Genomic DNA, 15,294 nt, shown 5'->3' on the forward strand with positions numbered 1-15,294 from the left:
AAGCGCACTACCTGTCCGGTTGCACGCATGCTTTCTATCCTTCTCTTCCTTCTTTATCCTTTGACGGCGCCGGCCGATAAACCGCTGACCACTTTCTCCTGCGCGAAGAAGTAAGCCAGCATCAAAGGCAGCGTCCCCAATGTCAGTGTAGCCATAATACCCGGCACATTGACCGAGAATTCCCCGTAAAATGCCCGCAGGCCGAGCGGCAGCGTCATTTTGGCCGGTGTCGTAATCAACACCAGACCGAATACGAACTCGTTCCAGATATGAATGAAATTATAGATGGCGATCGTGGCCAAAGCCGGTGTCAGCAGCGGAAATACGATACTCCAGAAGAGACGGGCTTGACTGGCTCCATCCATAACGGCGGCTTCGTCGAGCTCCCTCGGAAGCTCCTGAATAAACTGCGTCAAAATAATGACGGAGATCGGCAGACTGAATGCGATATAAGGACCGGCCAGCGCCCACAGCGAATCGTACAGGCCGAGATTTTTCGTCAGGACATAGATGGGAATGAGCGTCGTATGCACTGGAATCATCATCCCCGCAAGAAACAGGAAAAAAATCGGGCGGTTCAGCTTAAACCGCATCCGCACCAGCGGAAAGCTGACCATAGCGGCAAGATACACCGTAGCGGCGACGCAGATAACGGAAATCATAATACTGTTCAGAAAATATTGATCGATCCCAAGCTTGAACACTTGCGCGTAATTCTCAAAATTTAATTTCGTCCAAAGACTGACCGGATGCTCGAAAAATTCCGGCTGCGTTTTGAAAGAGGTCGCGGCCATGTACAAAAACGGATAGCCTGTTACAACGAGAAACACGATAGCAAGAATATAAAGCCAGGTCCGGTTCATGATTTTGATCATCACACAAGCCTCCTTCCTAATTATGCCGGCGTCTTCTGACGGTTTTTGTCCGCTGCCAGTATACATACTGCAACGATGAGAGCGATAACGAACATCGTAAAGGAAATCGAGCTCGCATAGCCCATATTGAACTTGGCGAACGCCTGCTTATACATGTACGTTGCCATCAGCTCCGTACTGCTGTCGGGACCGCCTTCGGTCATGACGAAGATCAGATCGAAATATTTCAGCGAGCCGATAACCGACAGCACCGAGGAGGTGATGATCGTAGGCTTCAGCAGCGGCAGCGTAATGTTCCAGAACTGCTTCCAGCTGTTGCAGCCGTCGATTTTGGCGGACTCGTAAATTTCTTCCGGAATGCCGGTCATCGCGGCGCGGAACAAGATCATATAGAACGGCGTGAACTGCCAGCAGATCGTAGCGGTGACCGCGAGAAAAGCCGTTTTCGTATCCCCGAGCCAGCCCTGCTGCCACGAGCTTAAGCCTGCAAAATCCAGGATCTGGTTAATAATCCCCATCGTCGGGTCGTAGATAAAGGCTCACAAAATACCGAGCGCTACAGTCGACATCAACAAAGGCATGAAGTATACGGTGCGGAACAGCCGCATCCCCTTGATGGGAGCAAAAAGAATCAGCGCCATAATCAGACCTAACGGCAGCTGTGTGACAATCGAAGCGACCACCAGCAGCAGGTTGTTGACGACCGTCTTCCAAAAGATCGAATCCGCCATCAGCTTGGCGTAATTATCGAACAGAATGAACGTTTTCTCCGACTGGATGCCGTTCCAGTTGAACAAGCTGTAATAAAATGTGGAAAAAATCGGGAAAATTACATACGTAACATAAATCAGTAAGGCGGGTCCGATAAAGCCGATAAGGAACGCGGTATGCTTGCGTCGGGTGACGCGAACCGCTCTGCGAACCTCCACTTGACCGGTAGACGTTTCGACCGCGCTGTTCATGTGGTTCCCTCCTAAATGTTTCTTCTCTGGTAAAAGTTCAGGCTGCGGGAGAAGCAAGCCTTCTCTCCTCCCGAGCCTTTGCTAGTTCTTGAACATCATGAGCTACTTCTTCAGCACTTCCTTCGCCTTCGCTTCCATCTGCTTCGCCGCTTCCGCCGGCGTCATCGATTGCCCGAACAGCGCCTGCGTCGTATCCTTATGCAGCTCGGCCAGCTCCGGCGGCAGCGTCTGATCGTAGAACGTCTGCAGGTAGCCTGCATTGCTCAGCATCTCGTTGAGCTGCTGCGCGAACGGATCGTTGTATTTGACTCCCTTGACGGCAGACAAAGCGCTCGTCTGGTCAGCCAATTGCTGCGCCAGCTCCTGCGTCGTCAATGCTTTGACCAGCTCGATAGCAAGCTCCGGATATTTCGTCTTGGACGATACCGACAAGACCGGCGATACGCCGCCGACGACGTTCGAGATGTTGCCTTTGCCTCCGGTTACTTCAGGGAACGGGAACATGCCGAGCTTTTTGGCAAAATCAGGCGACTCGTTCGTTACGTTGTTCACGTACGAAGCGGTTTGCAGCTCCATTGCGGCTTTCCCGGTGTACAGCAGCTGGCGGGATTGCCCCGTATCGTACTGAAGTCCGTTGAAGCCCGGATTGAAGGCGCCGCGTTTGACCAGATCCTGGATCATTTCGCCGGCTTTGACATAAGCCTCGTCGTCGAAGGTGCGGCCCGTGCGCTCGAAGGCTTCGTTGAAAATTTGCGGCCCGGCCAGCTTTTCGGCGAAATACATCAAGTAAAAAGCGGACGGCCACTTCGTTTTATTCGCCATCGCGATCGGAATGATGTTTTCTTTTTTCAGCGTATCGATAATTTTTAGCAGATCATCGTATGTTTTAGGGGGCTGCAGGTTGTACTTGGCGAAGATTTCTTTGTTGTAAAAGAACGGAACGACCGACATCGCAAGCGGGGCGCCGTAAATTTTGTTATTGAAGGTCGCTGCGCCAAGAGCCGCGGGAACGTAAGTGTCGGCGTTGATTTTGCCGGTCAGATCCAGCACCTGGTTGGCCGATACGAACTGCTTCAGCCAGCCGCCGCCCCAGGAATGGAACACGTCCGGCGGGTTGCCTCCGCCCATGGCTACGGACAGCTTCGTTTTGTACGGGTCGTTCGGAATTTGCACGACCTCCACATCCGCCTCCGGATGAGTCCTTCATAAATTTCTGCACTGCCGCCTCGATCAGCTCTTTTCTCTTGCCGGTTTCGATATACCAGAACGAGAGCTTCTTTTTCTCGCCTGTGGCAGCGGCTGTCTGCGCGGGCTGCTTCTGCTCGGCCCCGGCTTCTTTCTTGCCGCTGTCCTGAGGGGCGCTCGTCGAGCCGCCGCCGCATGCGCTCAGCGCGAGCATCAGGCTTGCCATCATAAGACTGAATCCTTTTTTCATTATCATCTCTCCCCTTAAATGATTGCGCTTCCAATTGGTTACGCTTTCATTTTATCAGCCGCTTTGGGGACGCATAAGTGCTTTTGATTTGGTAAAATACCAATTTGATTAGGTATTGTCAGTTTATCGCGAAATTGTGTGGTACTCCGGAGGGTATCCTCCTCCAGCCGCTGTTGAAACCCGTGAATTGGATTAAATTTAAAGGTATTTTCACGGATTTCAAAGGCGGACGTAAACTAAGCGTTTTTCGTAGAAAAACGGGCTTCGTAAGCTTGGATACCCCACCTGCGTCTGTGCTCCTTTTTCACTTAAAGGCGGGTTTCTCGACAGCCTGAACCCCACAAAGTGGGGCGTATGCTTCGAAGCGGAATCAGGTACTTTGCGGGGACCCCGAAAACATATACATACTATCCTGTTAAAAAAATCCCCATACAGCGCCGTTCGGCTGCATGGGGACCTTAAACTTTACTGCAAGTAGTTACAGCTTGCGGATGGGAGCTCCGTCCAGAAATGCCCGGATATCCTCCACCGCGTCACGATAAAAAATCCGGTAGTTGTCCTCGGTAACATAACCGAGATGCGGTGTTGTCAGCACATTGGGCAGCGAACGGAACCGATCGGCCGCAGGCAGCGGCTCCACCTCGTAGACGTCCACTGCAGCGCCCGCGATCCGGCCGCTCTCCAGCGCATCGGCCAGCGCATCCTGATCGACGATAGGAGCCCGCGAGGTATTGATCAAGTAAGCGGTCGGACGCATCCGCTTCAGCTCGGAAGCCCCGATCAGCCCCCTTGTCCGGTCGCCGAGCACAAGGTGAATCGAGACAAAGTCGCTCCGCTCCAGCAGTTCTTCCTTCGAAGCCGCGAACGTGACGCCTTCTTCATCCGCCCGTTCCCGGGTCAGATTCTGGCTCCACGCCGATACCTCCATGCCGAATGCCTTCCCGATCTGCGCGACCCGGCTGCCCAGCTTGCCCAAGCCCAGCAGTCCGAGCCTTTTGCCGGCGAGATCCGTTCCGATGGTCGTCTGCCAAGGGACGCCTGTACGCAGGGCGTTATGCTCCACGGCGGTTTTGCGGGCCAGGCCGAGAATCAATGCCCAGGTCAGCTCGACCGTCGGTGTCGACAGCCCCCCTGTTCCGCATACGGTGATTCCCTGGGCGGCAGCCGCCTGCAGATCTACGGAGGCATTGCGCATCCCCGTCGTAACAAGCAGCTTCAGCCGGGGCAGACGCGCAAGCACCGAGGCCGGGAACGGCGTGCGCTCACGCATAATAACAAGCATGTCAAAGTCCGCAATCGCTTCGACAAGCTCATCCTCCCCCATAGGCCGATGGAAAAATGCCGCCTCTACCTGTCCGGAAATCGAGTTCCAATCTGCAAAACCTTGTGCCACCTGCTGATAATCATCCAATACCGCACAACGCAGCTTCATTGATAGGTCCGTCCTTCATATGTAAGAGAGTATGATTTCATTCCAATTCTCCCGTAACGAGAGGGATGCTCAGACGACTACGCCCAACCATTTGAGAATAGTATAACATTGGGATCGGCTCTTGCAACAACGGGCTGACATAACGAAAGGAGGTTCAGCCATGCAAGCGGGAACCGGCATCAGCGGCGCCATGCAGGGATTGACCGGGCAGCTGCTGCGCATGCAGCGGGAAGACGGCACCTGGCGCTTGTGCTTTGAGAACGGCCTGCTGACGGATGCCTATATGATCATTACGCTCCGCGTGCTGCAAATGCCCGACGAGCCTCTGATCCGCGCGCTGCATGACCGCATTCTTCAAGCGCAGCAGGAAGACGGCTCGTGGAAAGTGTACTACGATGAGAAGGACGGCAACGTGTCCGCGACCGTGGAGGCTTATTACGCGCTGCTGTACAGCGGGTACAGCCGTCCTGATGAGCCTCCGCTGCTTAAAGCGAAGCGGTTTATTGTCGCCAAGGGAGGGCTTGGCAGCGTTACCCAGGTGCTGACCAAGATCATCCTTGCCGCCACCGGCCAGTATCCATGGCCATCGTCGATTTTTATCCCGTTGGAGCTGCTGCTCCTTCCGCCTTCTTCTCCGATCAGCTTTTTCGATTTTTCCGGCTACGCAAGGGTACACCTGGCCCCTATGCTGCTGCTGGCCGATCGTAAATTCGTCACGGACGCCGGGAGCGCGCCGGATTTATCCGCTCTTCAGCTTGGCAGGCCGGACGGGCAAACGGACGGCTGGGGCCCGAATACCCGCAGCTGGCAGTCGTTCCTCGAGCGGATTCACAGCAGCCTCAAGAAGCTGACCGGACTGCCCGATCAGCTCCACCGGACCGCAACCCTTCAGGCCGAGCAGTATATGCTGCAGCGGATAGAGCCGGACGGCACGCTGTACAGCTACGCCACGTCCACTTTTCTTATGCTGTTCGCACTGCTCGCGCTCGGCTACGACAAAAAGCATCCGGTTCTCGTCCGTGCCGTCCAAGGCTTGAAGGGAATGCTGTGCCGGGCGGACGGACGCGTATTTTTGCAAAACTCGCCCTCCACCGTCTGGGATACCGCACTGCTGGCCCACGCTCTGGAAAGCACGGGGCTGGCTGCCGCCCAGCCGGCTGTCCGGCGCGCAGCCTCGTATCTTCTGTCCAAGCAGCAGCGTTCATTAGGGGACTGGAGCGTGCATAATCCGAATCCCGTTCCCGGAGGCTGGGGCTTTTCCGAAAGCAATACCATCAATCCCGATGTGGATGATACGACCGCGGCCTTAAGAGCGATCAAGCCTTTCCTGCGGGCGGACCCCGCTTACCGCGAGGCCTGGAACCGCGGCTTGAACTGGGTGCTCTCGATGCAGAATTCCGACGGAGGCTGGCCTTCGTTCGAGCGGGATGCCGACCTTCCTATCCTGACGTGGCTTCCGATTGAAGGGGCCAAAGCGGCAGCAGTCGATCCGTCCACTGCGGATTTGACCGGGCGGACGCTGGAATATTTGGGTGAAAGCGCCGGCTTTACCGTTCAGCACGCTTTTATACGCCGTGCGGTGGATTGGCTGTATCATAACCAGGTAGAGGACGGCTCATGGTACGGCCGTTGGGGCGTCTGTTATCTCTATGGGACGTGGGGAGCGTTAACGGGCATGCGGGCTGTAGGCGTGGATGCGGCGCAGCCGGCTGTCCAAAAGGCCGTCCATTGGCTGTTCCGCGTCCAGAATGAAGACGGAGGCTGGGGAGAGTCATGCGAAAGCGACCGGCGGATGCGCTACATCCCGCTCGGGGAGAGCACGCCGTCGCAAACGGCGTGGGCGCTGGACGCTCTCATCTCCGTCCATGCCGCTCCGACTCCGCAAATGGAAAAAGGCGCAGCCCGCCTCGTTTCGCTGCTTCAGGAGCAGGATTGGCGGCAGGTGTATCCGACCGGGGCCGGACTGCCCGGATTTTTTTACAGTCATTACCACAGCTACCGGTATATCTGGCCTCTGCTGGCCTTAAGCCATTACCGCCGCAAGTACGGCTCAGCGGCCGGAAGCGCTCTGGATTGAATGATGCTTGCGGTAAGCTACCGGGGTCATTCCCTTCGTTTCGCGGAAAATCCGGGCGAACGTATTGTAGGAGCCATAGCCCGTCTCAAGCGCAATGTCCGACACGTTCATCTCCGTCGAGACGAGCAGCCCGCAGGCTTGGCGAATCCGGACATCATGGACGAAGGTGAGAAAATTTTGCCCGATCGCTTTCTTGAACAGCTCGCTCAAGTAAGGCACACTGAAGCCGAACCGCTCCGCCAGGCCAGTCAAGGTCAAATCGTCCTGGTAATGGACGTGAATATGCTGAATCACCTGCCAGATGCTCCCTTTGGGCTGTATTCTGCCCGCTCCCGGCGTGACGGCTTCCTGCGCCGTTCCGGCGGAGCGCCGGGCTCTGTCGAAGTGGACGAGCAGCTCCAGCAGCTTCGATTTGATCAGCACATGCTTCCACGGCTCATTTCTCTCGTATTCCTGCAGCAGCTCCGCTACAATGCCGTACATCCGGTCCTGCAACCCCCCCGTCATCTGGACGAAGGGAGAGAGCCCCTCCTCCGCCGACTGCCAATCGATGCCGGGCATGAGTTCTCCCGGGGCGTATAAATGGATGCCGAAGTTGCAGTTGTACAAAGACAGATGCCCGCCCGCCGCCGGATGAATTTCGTGGTACTGATAGGGCATAACCAGCGTAAACGTACCCGGACGCATCGGATGCTCCACCCCATTGATTATCTCAATGCCGCTTCCGTCTACAACGTAGGAAAACTCCAGAAAGTCGTGGCGATGCGAAGGAAACCCCCGGGTTAACGTATTGATTTTCATATGAAAAGGTAAATCCGAATCCATATTCGGATAGTGGGTTAAATATGCAGGCACCGATACCATGAAAATTCCAGCCTCCTTGTACCATTCAACGGTGATCAACTGAAAAAGTGGGATATCCACCGGAAAAAATGAGACGCAAATTACGGCCGTTCATTTTACTATAAATAAAGAACAAGGCACGCTTCGAATAAAAGCACTGCTGGCCTGTGTCATGAAGGCAGTATAAGATAAGCCCCTGTTCGGAGCTATTTCACGAAGCGTCCCCTGTAAAGAGACAGCTTTTATGGCCGTCAGTAAGGATCTTCATTGTGCTTGACCGCTTGAAGAGGCCATTCTGAAACGGTAAAAGAAGGGGCATTCGCGTTTGCAGACTGCAGAGACTGTGCTTTTGTCTTCTAATACATGTACATTTCTACAGCCTGCATGGACATCCCTGCTCCAACGGGCGCCGTATCTTTGTGAAAAGGCTTACAAATTGATTTTAATTTTATCCTAACTTATTTCAGGAGGGTCTCAATCATGAGCAGCTCAGCACAAATCCGCATCGGCATTATCGGCGCGGGCAATATCGGAAACGTACATATCCAAACTTTCAAGCAGCTTCCGGACGATGTTTCCATTCAAGCGATTACGGACGCGTATCTCCCGTTGGCGGAGCAGCGTGCAGCCGAGCACGGCATTCCCAAATGCTACTCAACCGCAGAAGAGCTGATCGCCGATCCGGACATCGACGCCGTCGTCATCGGCGTGCCGAACCAATGGCATGCGCCTATCGCGATCCAAGCGCTTCGTGCCGGCAAGCACGTGCTGCTGGAGAAGCCGATGGCTATCGACGTAGCTTCCGCACGCGAAATCGTCCGCGCCCAGCGCGAAAGCGGCAAAATCGTCATGATCCCGCATCAGATGCGCTGGGAATCCATTCCGCTGCAGGTGAAGGAGCAGGTGGAGCAAGGCGCGCTGGGAACTATCTACAACGCCAAGGTCGGCTGGTTCCGCCGCAAGGGCATTCCCGGCTGGGGCACCTGGTTTACGCAAAGAGAGCAGTCCGGCGGCGGCCCGCTGATCGATATCGGCGTTCATATGCTGGATCTGGCTTTCTTCCTGATGAACAATCCGAAGCCGGTTTCCGTTTACGGTTCCACTTATGCGGAATTCGGTCCGAAAAAACGCGGCATCGGCACTTGGGGCAAGCCGAACTGGAACGGCACGTTCGACGTTGAGGATTTGGCGACCGCTCTGATCAAGATGGAGGACGGAAGCACTCTCTCTCTGGAAGTGAGCTGGGCTGTCCATATGGATACGGACAGCAAGCATTTCATCCATTTGATGGGCTCCGAGGGCGGCGCTTCGATCCGCGGCAACGAGGGCAAGCTGCTGACCGAGACGTTCGAACGCGCGATAGAAGTCAACCTGACTACGCCGCAGAACGATGAAGGCGGACGGGTCCGCTTGAGCCGTCATTTCGTGGAATGCATCCGCGAAGGCAAGGAGCCGACCACTTCGGTAATGACGGGCTTCACGAATAACCTGATTCTGGACGCGATCTACGAGTCTTCCCGTACGGGACATGAAGTTATTCTCGACTGGAGCTTGTAGTACGGCAAGCCTCCCGTGTCTGACGCTAAGTCGCGGGAGGTTCATTTTATCCAATACACCGAACATGCATGACGTGATTTAAACTTATAGCAAGATAACTTGCTGGTAAATGTACAGGAGGCGATGATACCATGCTAAAAGGATTAACCCGTGCCGGACTCGGCAATATCGGCTCCATCGAGGATTTCATCCGCGGCGCGTCGGCGCATCAATTCGAAGCGATCGCAGCCCAGGGGACGGAGCTGGAAGCCTGGATTGAGGAGAAAGGCGCAGACGGCGCTCTCGCTTTCTTGAACGAGCACCGGATTCAGATCGGAACGATCGGCTTATCCGTCCAATGGCGGACGACCGAAGAGGAATTCCGCAGCGGACTGGTGCGTCTCGCCAAGGATGCGGAAGCGGCGGCGGCTTTAGGCTGCACGACATGCAGCACATATGTGCTGCCCTCCACCGACCACGAAGCCGCCCACTTCATGGCGCTGGCTACGCGCAGACTGCGACCTGCGCCCAGATTCTTGCGCCGTACGGCATTCGGCTTGCGCTCGAATTCGTCGGTCCGCATCATCTGCGCACCCGCTGGAAGAATCCGTTCATCTGGGGCATGCAGGAGATGCTCGATTGGATCGACGCCATCGGCGAAAGCAACGTCGGGCTCTTGTTCGACAGCTACCACTGGTATACGAACGAGCTGGGCGTCGACGATATTCTCCGTCTGAAACCAGAGCAGATCGTGGTGGCGCATATTAACGACGCGCCGGATGTCCCCGTCTCGGAAGCGCTCGATAACGACCGCTTGTTCCCCGGCGAGGGCGTGATCGATCTGGCCGGCTTCCTGAGCGCGCTTCATCAGATCGGTTACAAGGGCGTCATCGCCCAGGAGATCTTAACGCCGAAGCCGCTTGAGGACTCGAGCGAAACGCTGCTGAAGCGGTCTCAGGACGGATTCCGCAAGGTCTACGCGGCGGCAGGACTGCAGTGATTGCAGTTACCCCAGTAACCAGACTAGGAACGCTTAGCCTGAACGGGAAAGCCAATCTCAGGGGCATCGCCCCGCAAGATAGAAGAATCCCCCTATAGCATAACAACAGTCCCATAGCCTTAACCGGGCTGAACTGCACTCCAATTGTTAGATAAGCCGAACAATTGGAGTGCAGTTTTTTTAGCTTGTTTAGCTAGAGGAACTGACTTCTAGGATTATGACGTCCGGTGTCAGGAATGCAGCTTCTTCATTCGAGTATCGTACGCTTCCTGATAAATGTCCAAATATCGTTTCAAATTCAACTTGTCCAGCGTCTGCAGATAAGCGTCCCAGTCTTTCTCAATATCCAGGTCGCCGATCATGGCCCGGGCAATCGTTTCCTTGCGGAAATCCTCGATCGGCTTGGCCAGCTGATCCAGCTCTTCTGCCTGCTCGGTCGTAAAAAACAGCGGCGGCACCACCTTGGCGACATCCAGCCGGTACGGCTCATACTTCTCTTTCGTTTCCCTGTACAGGATGACCTCCAGCGGATTGTTCAGGTCTGCGGCCTGGCTGAGCCGCCAGCTGGCAGTGCGGTAAGAGGGGCCGGTCTGGGCCAGTGAGCGTTCTGTAGTTTGCCGTAGTTGGCCAGCTGCTTCCATTTGGCCGGCTTGCCGTCAATGCCGACATCTCCCGGCCCCGCCCAGGTCCATTCCTTCTCCGGCCTGCCGATTATGCCGCGGAAAGCGGCTTCTTCGCTGTACAGCAAATCCGCCAGCCGGAAGGCCGCCTCCGGGCTCTTGGCTTTATCTGTAATAATGAACGCACCGGGAGAAACCGACCGGTACGGATTGTACTCGGCGGTCCGCCAGCCGCCCGGTCCCTGAAGGGGCGCTACGGCGACGTAGTCCTTCCAGCGGGTGCCCTCCAGCGAGCTGAACACCGAAGGGTTCTGCGAAGGGACCGCCCCGATCAGATTGGCTGCAGGATTCTCGCCCAGCAGCCGCAGCTGATTGCGGTCCTGCGTGAAGGACTGCGTAGCGATCAGCCCCTTTTGATACAATTCCCGCAAATACAGCAGCCCCTGCTTCCAGCCCGGTTGATTGTAGGCCGCTTGGATTTTGCCGTTCTCAATAAACATATAATTGGTGTCGCTTTGCACGAACGATTCCATCAGAAAGGTTTCGATCGCCCCGGAAGGGGCGTTTGTTGCGCTGACCAGCGGCAGCTCGTCAGCCTTGCCGTTGCCATTGGGATCCTTGTCCTTAAAGGCCTGCAGCACCTGCTCGAACGCCTCGGTCGTCGTCGGCAAGGGCAGCCCCAGCCGGGTCAGCCAGGCCTGGTTGATCCACATTTTGCTGCTTAGCAGACAGTGATAGCAATCGTTCACCAAGGGCAGCGAGTAAATGTTGCCGTCCGGCGCCGTAATGACCTCTTTGGCATAGGCTGCCTGCTCCAGCACCCGCTTCGTTTCGACCCCGTACTGTTCGATCAGTCGGTTCATCGGAAGAAAGACGCCGTCCTTGCCGTACAGAGCCTGCTGCACCGGCTTAACGTTAAGCCCCAGGAAAACATCCGGATAATCACCGCTGGCAAGGGCGAGATTGAGCTTCTGCTGGGCATTCTTATCCGGAACGACCTCCCACTCAATGTGAAGGTTCGTCTTCTCCTCCAGCCACTTGGTGAATTCATTGGTGGCGAAATTTTCGACACGGTTATTGTCCATCACCATAACCCGCAGGGTGGTCGGCTCATTCGTAATCGGGAACACGCCCGCCGGATTGACGACGATGCTTGCCGGCTCCTTCGCCTGCAGCGGATTTTCGCTCTTCGGCTCGCAGCCGGCCATCGCCAGCACGCCTCCGATGAGGAGGGCTGCGCTGGCAGCGAATTTACACATTCTTACGTATTGTGACACAGGTCCTCCTCCTCTGATTAAAAGCAGCTGCCGAGGCTGTCAGTTCCATCGGTCTATTGGTTCCACCGGTTTCGCCGATCCGTGGTTCGCTGGCGGTGCAGCAGCCGATCGGTCCGTCGGTTCCACTAGTAACGCCGGTTCCGCTGCTTCCGTTCGTTCTGCCGGTTCCGCTGCTCCAAAGCATGCGCTGTACGCAGCCGGTATTCTATGGCCCCCAGCCAAACCCGCTCCCCACCGCAATTTCTCTTGCGGCCTCCTGCGGAAAAGCCGAGGTCTGCTGATCGGGCATGCGCAGCATTATGGCCGTTCCCTTGCCATGCGAGCTCTCCACCGTGACGCCGTACCGTTCCCCGAACACCATACGGGTTCGGTTGTGCACATTCAGAAGCCCGATACCCCCGTCATGCCCGCTGCGAACCTGCAGGCGCTCCTCAAGACTAAGCAGCGACCGCAGCTCCTGCAAACGCTCCTCCGTCATGCCGATTCCGTTATCCGTCACGGTAATGCAGAAGTCACCCTCGTCGATAAAGCCGCTGATCCGTATCGTATGATACTCCTCGATCCCGTCGGGGAACGCATGCTTGAATGCATTTTCCAAGATAGGCTGCAGCGACAGCCGCACCATTTTTTTCAGCAAGTATTCCGGAGGAATGTCTACCTGGACCTCGAATTCGCGCTCGAACCGGTGATTCATGATCGTCATAAAATGCAGAATGTGCTTCAGCTCGTTGGCTACCGTAATCTCTTCCAGATTCGTCTGTACCGAGTAGCGCAGCATGTACGCCAGCGACCGGACCATATCTTTGATTTCGTGCGAATCCTGGACGACCGCATAGCAAATAACGGTTTCCAGCGTGTTATACAAGAAATGCGGGTTGATCTGCAGCTGCAGCGCCTGAAACTCGGCTATCTGCCGCTTCAGCAGATGCTCCTGATTTTTCAGCTCGGCAGCATATACTTGATCCACCAGATCGGACAGCCTTGCAACCATCACGTTGTAGCTGCGGATCAGGCGATCCATCTCATCCTTGCCGCCGCTCATGGGAACCTGGGTCCAGTTCCCCTTCTCGGTCTGCCTCATGCCGCTCTCCAGCAATTGAATCGGGCGGACCAGGGTACGTCCGAACCGGTAGGCGACGATCAGGGCGACAATGAGCGCGGCAATACAGGTATAGAGCGTTGTCTGGCGAATATTCGTGACCGGCTCGCGAAGCTCGTCCAAAGGCATGGATGCGACCAGCGTCCACCCGGAATAATCCGACCGCCGGCTGAAGTGAACCCGCTCCTTGTCATCCTCGGATATAAAAAACCGGTTCGAGTTCTGCTGCAGCTTCGTAAACAACGGCCCGTCCAGCTGCTTGCCGATCTTCGAAGCGACCGGATGGTATACAATCCGCCCGCGGTCGTTGACGATATAGAAATAGCCGGTTTTGCCGAGCTTGATTCCTTTCCACAAGGAGTTCAGCTCCTCGATCTTCAGCTCGATCCCGACAATGCCTTTGAATGCCTTGGATGTCTGACGACCTGAAATTTTGCGGGCTAATGCCAGCTGTCCTGTCGTAAAGCTCCAATCCAGAATGGTCAGACTGCCGTCATCCCTCGTCATCTCCTTCAGCTCGTCCAGGCTTTCGGCCAGAACCTCTCCATTAAACCCCAAGCTTCCCGCGTTCACGTCATAAATGCTCGTTCCGTTATAGCTAAGCAGGTACATAATACTGATGTCCGGATAGTTAATAAAGGTCGGCTGGAATACTTTCTCCTTAATCTGGCCCGGCAGCGTAAACATCGTATAGTAGCTTTTGTCGCTTGTTTCCAGAAACTCGCGGACACTGGACGACGACAGGGCGGACAAGGTAGCCCGCTCGTAATTTTTTAAATAAAGGTCGGTATGATGCATCGCATTGTCGACAATCTGCGTCAGCATTTCCTCGTTCTGACGGTCGAGCTCCCGCGACGACTGCATGTACAAGGTGACCCCGACAATGGACGCCGACAGCACAATCACAATGGCAAAATAAACGAAAATGCGCAGCGCCAGGCTTGACTTCATCTTATTTGATTCCCAGCAGCTGACGGTATTCGGTTGGCGTAGTTCCCGTCATTTTCTTGAAAATTTTCGAAAAATGAGGATAGTTATGATACCCGATCTCCATGCCGACGTCGACGATTTTGTAATGAGGCAGCTCCAGCAGACGCTTCGCCAGCTCGATCCGCTTTTTCATGCGGTATTGTACGAACGTTTCGTTCGTCATTTTCTTGAACACATAGCTGAAATACGTGGGAGCCAGCCCCACCCTCTCCGCCACCGCTTCGAGGCTCAGCTCTTCGGTAATATTGCGGTCGATGAACGATTTGGCTTCCTCAAAAACGTTCCTCTGGTTCCCCCCGCGCCACTCCGCCAATTGGCGATGCAGCCGGTATACTCCCTCGGATAACAGATCTGCCGCTTCCTCCGGACCGACGGGTTCCTTGACGGTATCCGGCTCGGCAAACCGGCACAGCTCCCGGGCATTAAGCTTCCTGACCAGCACCCGCAGGCCGCCCTCCACCGCTTGCTGCAGACGTTCGCCTCTCAGCATGCCGCACAGCTCTTCTTTCCTCCAGCGTTCGATCAGCGAGGAAACGCCTCCCATATCCATCGCCCACAGCGCGGCTTCCATCTGTACGAGCCAATCCTCGTAAGCCGTGATGGACAGAGCGATAGCCGGCTCCGCCGCCATCGGCTGCTGCAGCAAACGGTCGAGAACCGGGTACAGCTCCACCTCCGTGACCGGCTTCAGCAAATATTCCTTGACCCCATAGGTCAAGCATTTCTGTGCATAAGCAAAATCGCTGTAGCCGGAGATCACCACCGTGCGGATCGCGCTCTTCAGCGAATCGATATGTCTGCACAGCTCAAGCCCGTCCATCTTGGGCATGCGGATATCCGTCATCACCAGGTCCGGCCTGGACTGATGAATCAGCGAAAGCGCGGCGGTTCCATTCGGTGCGGCTGCGACCTCCGCATCGGCAGCGTACTGTTTAATCAGCTTGGTCAAGCCGGCCCGGATCATCGGTTCGTCGTCTACGATCAGTATTTGCTTCATCAGGTGTACTCCCCTTTCGAGATCCTTTCCCGCAATAGAGCGCTTACAAGAAGCGAAGCGATTGCATAGCAAGCTTGCTGTGATTGTGCATTCCTGTTGTGATTGTTATACCAGATCGGCGCGAATCTGCATAGTGGCTGGCTTAAGGTAC

At 55.5% G+C, this 15,294-nt stretch carries 12 protein-coding genes and 1 pseudogene; 3 read left to right on the plus strand and 10 right to left on the minus strand.

All coding sequences use genetic code 11. The features are described from left to right. Nucleotides 1–53: 53 nt before the first annotated feature. The 5 genes from ACHHV8_RS21475 to ACHHV8_RS21495 all read right to left on the minus strand — a co-directional run bounded on the left by ACHHV8_RS21475 (nucleotide 54) and on the right by ACHHV8_RS21495 (nucleotide 4,704). Nucleotides 54–875 (minus strand): carbohydrate ABC transporter permease, encoded by an 822-nt coding sequence (locus tag ACHHV8_RS21475; RefSeq protein ID WP_395161410.1) that lies wholly within the window; start codon nucleotides 873–875, stop codon nucleotides 54–56. Between the two features lie 20 nt (nucleotides 876–895). Continuing rightward, the gene (locus ACHHV8_RS21480) at nucleotides 896–1,393 is read right to left on the minus strand and encodes a carbohydrate ABC transporter permease (RefSeq protein WP_395161412.1); all 498 of its coding nucleotides are present in this window, start codon (nucleotides 1,391–1,393) and stop codon (nucleotides 896–898) included. Nucleotides 1,394–1,414: 21 nt separating this feature from the next. Continuing rightward, on the minus strand, nucleotides 1,415–1,837 hold the full coding sequence (locus ACHHV8_RS21485) for a carbohydrate ABC transporter permease (protein WP_395161414.1): 423 nt from the start codon (nucleotides 1,835–1,837) through the stop codon (nucleotides 1,415–1,417). A gap of 102 nt (nucleotides 1,838–1,939) precedes the next feature. Next, nucleotides 1,940–3,019 carry an extracellular solute-binding protein gene (locus ACHHV8_RS21490; RefSeq protein ID WP_395161416.1) on the minus strand — a complete coding sequence of 360 codons (1,080 nt, stop codon included), beginning with the start codon at nucleotides 3,017–3,019 and terminating at the stop codon, nucleotides 1,940–1,942. A gap of 731 nt (nucleotides 3,020–3,750) precedes the next feature. Then, nucleotides 3,751–4,704: a D-2-hydroxyacid dehydrogenase family protein gene (locus tag ACHHV8_RS21495; RefSeq protein WP_395161418.1), complete on the minus strand. Its 954-nt coding sequence runs from the start codon at nucleotides 4,702–4,704 to the stop codon at nucleotides 3,751–3,753. A 160-nt stretch (nucleotides 4,705–4,864) separates the two neighbouring features. Between ACHHV8_RS21495 and shc the strand changes: the two genes are divergently transcribed. After that, complete coding sequence (shc, locus tag ACHHV8_RS21500) at nucleotides 4,865–6,781, plus strand: squalene--hopene cyclase (RefSeq protein WP_395161420.1); 1,917 nt, start codon at nucleotides 4,865–4,867, stop codon at nucleotides 6,779–6,781. On the opposite strand, the gene ACHHV8_RS21505 is transcribed toward shc, so the two are convergent. Next, on the minus strand, nucleotides 6,755–7,645 hold the full coding sequence (locus ACHHV8_RS21505; RefSeq protein ID WP_395161422.1) for a helix-turn-helix domain-containing protein: 891 nt from the start codon (nucleotides 7,643–7,645) through the stop codon (nucleotides 6,755–6,757). The two genes, shc and ACHHV8_RS21505, sit on opposite strands and share 27 nt — an antisense overlap. A 459-nt stretch (nucleotides 7,646–8,104) precedes the next feature. Here ACHHV8_RS21505 and ACHHV8_RS21510 point away from each other — a divergent pair, with 459 nt between their 5' ends. Next, nucleotides 8,105–9,181 carry a Gfo/Idh/MocA family protein gene (locus tag ACHHV8_RS21510; protein WP_395161424.1) on the plus strand — a complete coding sequence of 359 codons (1,077 nt, stop codon included), beginning with the start codon at nucleotides 8,105–8,107 and terminating at the stop codon, nucleotides 9,179–9,181. Nucleotides 9,182–9,312: 131 nt separating this feature from the next. Beyond that, nucleotides 9,313–10,160: pseudogene (locus ACHHV8_RS21515) on the plus strand (sugar phosphate isomerase/epimerase family protein). A gap of 230 nt (nucleotides 10,161–10,390) precedes the next feature. Here ACHHV8_RS21515 and ACHHV8_RS21520 read toward each other — a convergent pair. From ACHHV8_RS21520 to ACHHV8_RS21535, 4 genes are all read right to left on the minus strand, one after another. After that, nucleotides 10,391–10,801 (minus strand): type 2 periplasmic-binding domain-containing protein, encoded by a 411-nt coding sequence (locus ACHHV8_RS21520; RefSeq protein WP_395161426.1) that lies wholly within the window; start codon nucleotides 10,799–10,801, stop codon nucleotides 10,391–10,393. After that, nucleotides 10,696–12,057, minus strand: a complete 1,362-nt coding sequence (locus ACHHV8_RS21525) for an extracellular solute-binding protein (RefSeq protein ID WP_395161428.1) — start codon at nucleotides 12,055–12,057, stop codon at nucleotides 10,696–10,698. Before ACHHV8_RS21525 ends, ACHHV8_RS21520 begins: the two co-directional genes overlap by 106 nt. 205 nt (nucleotides 12,058–12,262) lie before the next feature. Further along, the gene (locus ACHHV8_RS21530; protein ID WP_395161430.1) at nucleotides 12,263–14,107 is read right to left on the minus strand and encodes a cache domain-containing sensor histidine kinase; all 1,845 of its coding nucleotides are present in this window, start codon (nucleotides 14,105–14,107) and stop codon (nucleotides 12,263–12,265) included. Between the two features lies 1 nt (nucleotide 14,108). Then, on the minus strand, nucleotides 14,109–15,143 hold the full coding sequence (locus tag ACHHV8_RS21535; RefSeq protein WP_395161432.1) for a response regulator transcription factor: 1,035 nt from the start codon (nucleotides 15,141–15,143) through the stop codon (nucleotides 14,109–14,111). Between the last annotated feature and the right edge of the window lie 151 nt (nucleotides 15,144–15,294).

This window comes from Paenibacillus sp. TAB_01 (assembly GCF_043945595.1).
Taxonomy (GTDB): domain Bacteria; phylum Bacillota; class Bacilli; order Paenibacillales; family NBRC-103111; genus Paenibacillus_S.

Excerpts from the sequence above, each read along its gene's own strand:
- ACHHV8_RS21520 (WP_395161426.1), bottom strand. The coding sequence starts at position 10,801 with ATGGAAGCAGCTGGCCAACTACGGCAAACTACAGAACGCTCACTGGCC.
- ACHHV8_RS21530 (WP_395161430.1), bottom strand. The coding sequence starts at position 14,107 with ATGAAGTCAAGCCTGGCGCTGCGCATTTTCGTTTATTTTGCCATTGTG.
- ACHHV8_RS21535 (WP_395161432.1), bottom strand. The coding sequence starts at position 15,143 with ATGAAGCAAATACTGATCGTAGACGACGAACCGATGATCCGGGCCGGC.
- ACHHV8_RS21475 (WP_395161410.1), bottom strand. The coding sequence starts at position 875 with ATGATCAAAATCATGAACCGGACCTGGCTTTATATTCTTGCTATCGTG.
- ACHHV8_RS21480 (WP_395161412.1), bottom strand. The coding sequence starts at position 1,393 with ATGGGGATTATTAACCAGATCCTGGATTTTGCAGGCTTAAGCTCGTGG.
- shc (WP_395161420.1), top strand. The coding sequence starts at position 4,865 with ATGCAAGCGGGAACCGGCATCAGCGGCGCCATGCAGGGATTGACCGGG.
- ACHHV8_RS21495 (WP_395161418.1), bottom strand. The coding sequence starts at position 4,704 with ATGAAGCTGCGTTGTGCGGTATTGGATGATTATCAGCAGGTGGCACAA.
- ACHHV8_RS21510 (WP_395161424.1), top strand. The coding sequence starts at position 8,105 with ATGAGCAGCTCAGCACAAATCCGCATCGGCATTATCGGCGCGGGCAAT.
- ACHHV8_RS21485 (WP_395161414.1), bottom strand. The coding sequence starts at position 1,837 with ATGAACAGCGCGGTCGAAACGTCTACCGGTCAAGTGGAGGTTCGCAGA.
- ACHHV8_RS21505 (WP_395161422.1), bottom strand. The coding sequence starts at position 7,645 with ATGGTATCGGTGCCTGCATATTTAACCCACTATCCGAATATGGATTCG.